At 37.8% G+C, this 437-nt stretch carries 1 protein-coding gene; it reads right to left on the reverse strand.

Going from position 1 to position 437, the window contains the following annotated elements; translation table 11 throughout:
* The coding region (locus tag AC3A54_RS25515) for an aminopeptidase (protein WP_487656675.1) at positions 1–437 on the reverse strand (437 nt) is incomplete at both ends.

Consider the following 437-nt stretch of genomic DNA (forward strand, 5'->3'; position numbering starts at 1 on the left):
ACTTCTTCGCCCTTCTTAGCTGTGATTTCAACAATTCGACCATTTTCAAAAGTTAATTTGAACTCATCAATTAAATTACCTGCATAGCTAAGAGGCTTTTTACTCGAAACGAAACCATTAACACCTGAACGTAATGGCGAAGTGAATACTTCCTCAGTTGGCATATTCGCAACAAATTGAACACCATGCCGATTTTGGCTTCCACCACTTTTCCATAGATGTAGGTGATGAAGCTCAACCGTTAGATCTGTGCCTTCAGCTTTGTAATGTAACTTTTTATATTTCTTTTCATTCAGATAAGTACCCTTTTGAAGCAAGTTTCCAATATGATCTTTCCATGCCTTTACAGGTTCCACTTCACCTATACGTACTGAATTGAAGATTGCATCCCAAAGTTTGTCTAAGCTATTTGTTTCGCCTGGAAAAACCTTATCTGC

Source organism: Neobacillus sp. Soil_C_43 (assembly GCF_057656715.1).